This window comes from Geobacillus sp. FSL W8-1251 (assembly GCF_038005945.1).
GTDB classification, from domain to species: domain Bacteria; phylum Bacillota; class Bacilli; order Bacillales; family Anoxybacillaceae; genus Geobacillus; species Geobacillus stearothermophilus.
Genome location: NZ_JBBOUF010000005.1, coordinates 1 through 6,146, shown reverse-complemented (window position 1 = coordinate 6,146; position 6,146 = coordinate 1). Strand labels below are relative to the sequence as shown.

At 48.1% G+C, this 6,146-nt stretch carries 5 protein-coding genes; 3 read left to right on the top strand and 2 right to left on the bottom strand.

The features are described 5' to 3' along the window. Positions 1-446: 446 nt before the first annotated feature. Complete coding sequence (locus NSS88_RS16665) at positions 447-1,820, bottom strand: IS1380-like element ISGsp2 family transposase (RefSeq protein WP_328230669.1); 1,374 nt, start codon at positions 1,818-1,820, stop codon at positions 447-449. A 91-nt stretch (positions 1,821-1,911) separates the two neighbouring features. Next, on the bottom strand, positions 1,912-3,177 hold the full coding sequence (locus tag NSS88_RS16660) for a helix-turn-helix domain-containing protein (protein ID WP_445297972.1): 1,266 nt from the start codon (positions 3,175-3,177) through the stop codon (positions 1,912-1,914). A gap of 103 nt (positions 3,178-3,280) precedes the next feature. Here NSS88_RS16660 and NSS88_RS16650 point away from each other — a divergent pair, with 103 nt between their 5' ends. From NSS88_RS16650 to NSS88_RS16640, 3 genes are all read left to right on the top strand, one after another. Next, entirely contained in the window at positions 3,281-3,838 is a 558-nt protein-coding gene (locus tag NSS88_RS16650; protein WP_341085461.1) for a DUF6431 domain-containing protein, read from the top strand. Positions 3,839-3,978: 140 nt separating this feature from the next. Then, entirely contained in the window at positions 3,979-5,232 is a 1,254-nt protein-coding gene (locus NSS88_RS16645; protein WP_094239815.1) for an IS481 family transposase, read from the top strand. After that, the gene (locus NSS88_RS16640) at positions 5,225-6,025 is read left to right on the top strand and encodes an ExeA family protein (protein ID WP_064213564.1); all 801 of its coding nucleotides are present in this window, start codon (positions 5,225-5,227) and stop codon (positions 6,023-6,025) included. The genes NSS88_RS16645 and NSS88_RS16640 overlap by 8 nt, the downstream gene beginning before the upstream one ends. Positions 6,026-6,146: the final 121 nt, after the last annotated feature.

Below are 6,146 nucleotides of genomic sequence, written 5' to 3'. Positions count from 1 at the left end.
ATAGATGCAACAAAGAAGTTTAACATATCCTTGACAGAAAAGTGGTTTGCCCATTTTCGACTGTCGAAGGCAAGCGTGTGGCTTGCCTCCGTCACGCCTTAGCGTGACGGAAGACCGAACAACGACTCGCTTCACAGACCCATTCATGGGTCTTTAAGCGGCGTTGTTCGGTCACTCGACAGTCGGATGCAATGACCGGCAAAGACGAAAAATGTTAAAGCTTTAAATTGCATCTATACCTGAATCCGTGATGGTTGGAAATCAACTTTGATTTTGGTGTTAGTTCTATGGATATATGATCCATACATCCCTTTTTTTGATGATTCCCTGCACCACTTTCATGTTTGAAAACGAGATAAATCCTCTTTTATGGAGATACAAACCAAAAAAGAGACAAAAAAAGTACAGGGGGGAGTGATGGATATGAGTACCCGAACATCTGTTTGTTATCTTGCCTCTTTCCATTTTTGATACACATTCAGTAGGAGTATACTGTACCCACTCCTTCGCGTCAGTTTCATCCAGATCTGTCGTGATCGGCGGACGAGTCGACCTGCCATCGTGATCACCGTCTGAATAATCGTCTTGATGCGACGGCGTTTCACTTTGTGGTGCAACGGATGTCTCGGATCGCTTAATAGATCTTGTCCAATCAGACGAAGAAGATTGTAAACGAAGGCTCCCATGACCAACACGAGCGCATTCGTTTTCATCTTCCCAGATGGAAGCCGCTCTAAATCTAAGTCGCTCTTCAGTTCGCTATGAAACTGTTCGCATGTCGCATGGTCATGATACAACGCGAGCACATCGCTCATTCGAACATGCTCGTATCCTTTGAGCCGCACCCAATAGCTTTCCACTTCATAATCAGGAACGAGCATCAGCTGTCCATTTCGTTCCATCGTCCGTTCCGTCACTTGGGTGACTTGAACGTACGTATACGTGTTTCCATCGATCGCTGCGGTCTGTGGAAGGCATAACTCATACGTTTGTACTCCTTCGCTTTGTCCATCATCGACGCGTCTGCCCTTTTGCGAAGCGATCTGGAACCAAAGCGCTTTCGATTCTCGGCGTAAGTTTCGCTTGATGACAAAGTCCACGTCTTCCTTTAGGCATACGTGCACATTCGCTTCTGCATCGTTTCCTGCATCCATGCGAACAAGCAGACGAGATGAAGTCAGTTGACGAGCTCGACGGATAGCGGTGACTAAAAACGAGGGCATGTTGTCTTGCACATGTTGTTTCCCTGGACGCAACTCGGCATGAACGAGATACCCTTCCTTCCCTGCATACGCAAACAACGGTGTAAAACCGTCAAATCCTTTATACGTTCGACTGACTCCTTCTTTTTTCGTATCGGAGTTGTCAAATGGGGAACCATCTATATCAAGGGGAAGCCATGTCGTCTTTCCTTTGGTCCAACAAGGGGACAAAGTGGCATGTCGTTGAATCAACAGACGTATGGACTCCTCCCAAAGAATCGTTTCGGTCATCGGAAGACAAGCGAGCTGATCGAGTCGTTGTCGCAAGGTTGGAGAGGAAGGCACGTGCTGAATCCCCATCGATGCCGAAAAGATATCGTCCTGACGATACGCTTCGATATGATCGAAATCCGTTTTTCCTGTGGCAAGCAAGCCAATCATCGAGCGAATGACATCGCTATGGGAAATGTGCACTTCTCGACGAACCGTTGGAAGCCGAAGTGCGTTTACCCGTTTATCCAGTTTCGTTCGATGGAGTAAGTAGCCAACGAGAGCAAGCCCAGCACTTGGGGTAATCGCTTCATCTGTCAATACAAACCGAATCGGGAAATCTTTCATCATATCACCTACTTGATGAAGAATCGTCAACGTCGTTTTCCCTTATCGTATCAACGGTTTGCGACCATTGTAAAGATGTTTTGTCACGGATTCAGGTATAATAGACCTCATTCTTAAAAGGATTCTTGTGAGATACGATTGAACTTGCAGGAAATTCAGCCACGAAACGGTTTTTTTTCATATCATACACGGCAATTTTCTCGCTCGGATACATGCGGGCAAACAAATACTGGTTCACAATTCTCATCTTATAGATATATGTTTCGGACTGATATTTAAGCGGTAAAATATGTTCTTTTTTACCTGTCGATAGATTCCATTTAAGCAAATTCGCTTTTGCTCCGAGCGAAATAAACAAAGTATTGGAACCTTGATCATACACAATTGATTTTGCGAATTTCTTACCCGGTTCTAAAGGTGATAAGCCGCTGACACGTTTTTCTTTAGCTTTACTAAAACTAAAGAAATTAGCCCCATATGCGGTTGTTGCAAATAATTTTTGATTAGAATGTGTAATATCTTGAATAGCTACTTCTTTAGAACCGCCTAATTGATTACCAAAATTCTTGAATGAAAACGTATTAGGATCAAAGCGATAAATACTGCCTTTATTCGTGCCGCCAATCCATAAAACTCCCCCTTCATCTATGTCCATGGCCCAAGCAGCAGTGGAATCCAAGAGTGGAAATGTTTTCTTGACCTTTCCCGTATTGAGGTCTAAAACAGCTAGTACTGTAGGTGTTCCGTGCAAAATCATATACAAATAACAATTTCCTTTTTTATCCATGGCGGCACGTGAAGTATTAACAGAGATATTGCGCACCTTAGGACCTAAATCCGTCAACACTCCATAAGGTGTGGAAATAGATTTTGCATAAGCAAAAAAAGGGTGAATGAAAAAAAGGAAAAAATTGAAAATCATAAAAGAAGAAACCAATAATAAATGACGCTTAAACTTTAACATAAACGACACTCCCGCAATGCTTCGGTGAGAAACGGCTCTCGCCCAGGGGCAAAATCCCGATGAAGCAGGAGTTCCAGGCCCCCCTTCGTTAAACAGCGACACATAATGGGAAACGGTTTGGCGGCACACGTTGACCATGGAGGCCACGTCTTTGCCCAAATAGCCTTCCATGACCAGGCGGACGGCCATCACACGTTGGCGGAGATGAGCGTTTTTGATCTTCCGTTCCTGCTTGCGGAGTTTCCGGGGCGTCCATCCATGGTTGTCGGTGATGTTGAGACGTTTCCCATGCTTTTCCTTAGGAGCAGTATAACCAGAGTGGGCACCGCTTATGCGAAGGTTAATGTAAATTATCACTTTATTTCGGAACAAAAGAGACATTTTTTTGCACATTCCTTCAGAAAGCCCTCTCCCCTTTTCTGAAAGAATGTGCTAAATTTTTTGTGAATTATTTCGGAAGAGAAAATCCATCGGTTCATAGGAGGGGGAGGAGGACGTGATTCAATTTCATGACTTTGGCATTGACGTCCAAACGTATGCAGAGCGTGGAAAAGAAAACGACTTCCCTCTTCTGAAAAAGTGTCCGCATTGCCGGGCCAAGCGCCCGTTGCACCGCCACGGTTACTATGAGCGAAACGCATTGACCCCACATGGTGATTATCGCATTTGGATTGTCCGGTATCGCTGTCGGGAATGCTTGAAGACGGTGAGTGTGCTGCCTTCCTTTCTCCTCCCGTATTTTCAGTATACGTTGTCCGCCATATGGCAAGTCGTGAAAGAGCAGTTGGGATTGACCGAAAGGACGAACCAGGCTCCGTTTCTCCCGACAAAGGACGGCATCATCTTTTATGTCCGACGGTTCTACCGAAACCTATCAAGCCTTCACAGCTTTTTTGCGAGGCGGTGGAGGATCATAGGCCCTATCGTGAAAAAAGAAAAGGAACGGGCTTCCTGGTGGATCCGGACGTTGGAGAAACACGGTCTTGATTCGGTCATCAGAGACATGTGGAAGGACGGATTCCGACACCCTTTTGCGAATCAAATGGGATCCTGATTTTACATACATATCCTAAATTGGAAATAGTTGAGGTTCCCACAAACCTTTCCTATCGACGGAGAAAAAGCAATTCGGTACGATAAGGGCAGACGGACCGGAACGGTCCTGATTCCAAGTGAGACCAGGAGGAGATTTGAATGAATGAGTCGATGAGACACGACATTGCCCTGTTTCGGTACGGGCTAATCGCTCCGTTGGTGAATGGGCAGGTGGAACCGAAGACGTATCTGAAAGAGGTGAGCGAGCGAGTGCACCATGTTCCCCACCAGGGAGACAAACGAATCGCAGCCAAGACGATCCTCGATTGGTGCACCCGATACAAAAAAGGGGGCTTTGACGCCTTAAAGCCGAAGCGCCGTTCGGACCGCGGCCACTCAAGGCGTCTGTCGCCCGATGATGAGGATCATATTTTAGCCCTAAGAAAAGAACATCCCACCATGCCCGTGACGGTGTTCTACGAACACCTGATCGAGCAGGGGGAAATCCCAGAAAATCATACCTCTTACTTTACTATATACCGATTGTTGAAAAAACACAACCTGGTGGGAAAAGAAATCTTGCCGATGCCGGAGCGAAAGCGTTTTGCGTATGACCAGATCAATGAGCTATGGCAAGGGGACTTATCCCATGGACCCACGATTCGCGTCCATGGGAAAGCCCAGAAAACGTTTTTGATCGCGTATATCGATGACTGCTCGCGGTTAGTGCCATATGCCCAATTTTTCCCTTCGGAGAAGTTTGACGGGCTGCGGATCGTCACGAAGGAAGCGGTGCTTCGTTGCGGGAAGCCGAAACGCATTTACTCGGACAACGGGAAAATTTATCGGTCCGAGGTGCTGCAGTATGCGTGCGCCGAGATGGGGATTACACTCATCCACACCCAGCCGTATGACCCGCAAAGCAAGGGAAAAATCGAACGGTTCTTCCGCACCGTACAGACACGGTTTTATCCACTGTTGGAGCTGAATCCGCCGAAATCGCTTGACGAGTTGAACGAGCGTTTTTGGAAGTGGCTTGAAGAGGAGTATCATCGAAAACCGCACGCCTCACTGGACGGAAAAACGCCGCATGAGGTGTTTCAATCGCAAGTGCATCTCGTGTCGTTCATCGAAGATGGCGATTGGCTGGATGCGATTTTTCTGAAACGGGAGCACCGCAAGGTGAAAGCCGATGGCACAATCACCCTGAATAAACAGCTATACGAAGTGCCGCCTCGGTTCATTGGGCAATCGATTGAGCTCCGCTATGACGAACGAGGCGTCTATGTGTACGAAGAGGGCAAACGGGTGGCGGAAGCCATTCGGGTGCGTTTGGAGGACAATGCCTATGTAAAACGCCATCGGTCCCCGTTTGCGGCGATTCCGGCGAAGGAGGGAGAACACGGTGTATAAATCGTTTTACTCCCTTTCGCGGGAGCCGTTTGCGAAAGAAACAGACCCGTCCGAGGCGTATCAAGGGGCGTCATTTCAGGAAGCGTTGCGGGCGCTGGAGTACGTGAAACGAACCCGGGGGATCGGGCTGTTGATCGGAGAGCCGGGGGCGGGCAAGACGTTCGCCCTTCGGGCGCTGAAAGAGTCATTGAATCCATCATTGTATCATGTCGTCTACTTTCCGTTATCCACCGGAGGCGTGATGGATTTTTACCGTGGACTGGCCTTGGGATTAGGAGAGGAACCGAAGTACCGCAAGGTAGACCTCTTCCGCCAAATCCAGCAGGCGATCGAGCGATTGTATCATGAACGGCGGATCACGCCGGTGTTCATTTTGGATGAGATGCATTTAGCGAAGGATGCATTTTTACAGGACATCGCGATCTTGTTCAACTTTGAGATGGATTCGACCAACCCATTTGTCTTGATTTTGGCCGGGCTGCCCCATTTACAGGGGAAGCTGCGGCTCAATCAGCACCGCCCTCTCGACCAGCGGATCATCATGCGATACCGGATGGGGCCGCTGGAGAAGGAAGAGGTGGCGGGCTACATCGAACATCGGATGAAACAGGCCGGGGCGAAGCATCCGATCTTCACCCCATCGGCGTTAGAGGCGATTGCCCTGCAGTCGCGGGGATGGCCTCGGGTGATCAACACGTTGGCCACGACGTGCCTGTTATACGGGTATCAGCTGAAAAAGGACGCCATTGACGAAGAAGTGGTGCGCATGGCCGCAGAGGAAATGGGGTATTAGCACGAAAGGGGCCGAATCGGCCTCTTTTGTGCTTTCTCTTTTCCATAGGTCCATCAGGCGCGCTGGAAATCTTCATCTGAAAGAGCGTGCAAACGTTCCGAAAGAATGTGCAAAATCCGGA

What these genes read in the sequence shown, in the direction of transcription:
- NSS88_RS16665 (WP_328230669.1), bottom strand. Translation starts at nt 1,820, where the DNA reads ATGAAAGATTTCCCGATTCGGTTTGTATTGACAGATGAAGCGATTACC.
- NSS88_RS16645 (WP_094239815.1), top strand. Translation starts at nt 3,979, where the DNA reads ATGAATGAGTCGATGAGACACGACATTGCCCTGTTTCGGTACGGGCTA.
- NSS88_RS16660 (WP_445297972.1), bottom strand. Translation starts at nt 3,177, where the DNA reads ATGTGCAAAAAAATGTCTCTTTTGTTCCGAAATAAAGTGATAATTTAC.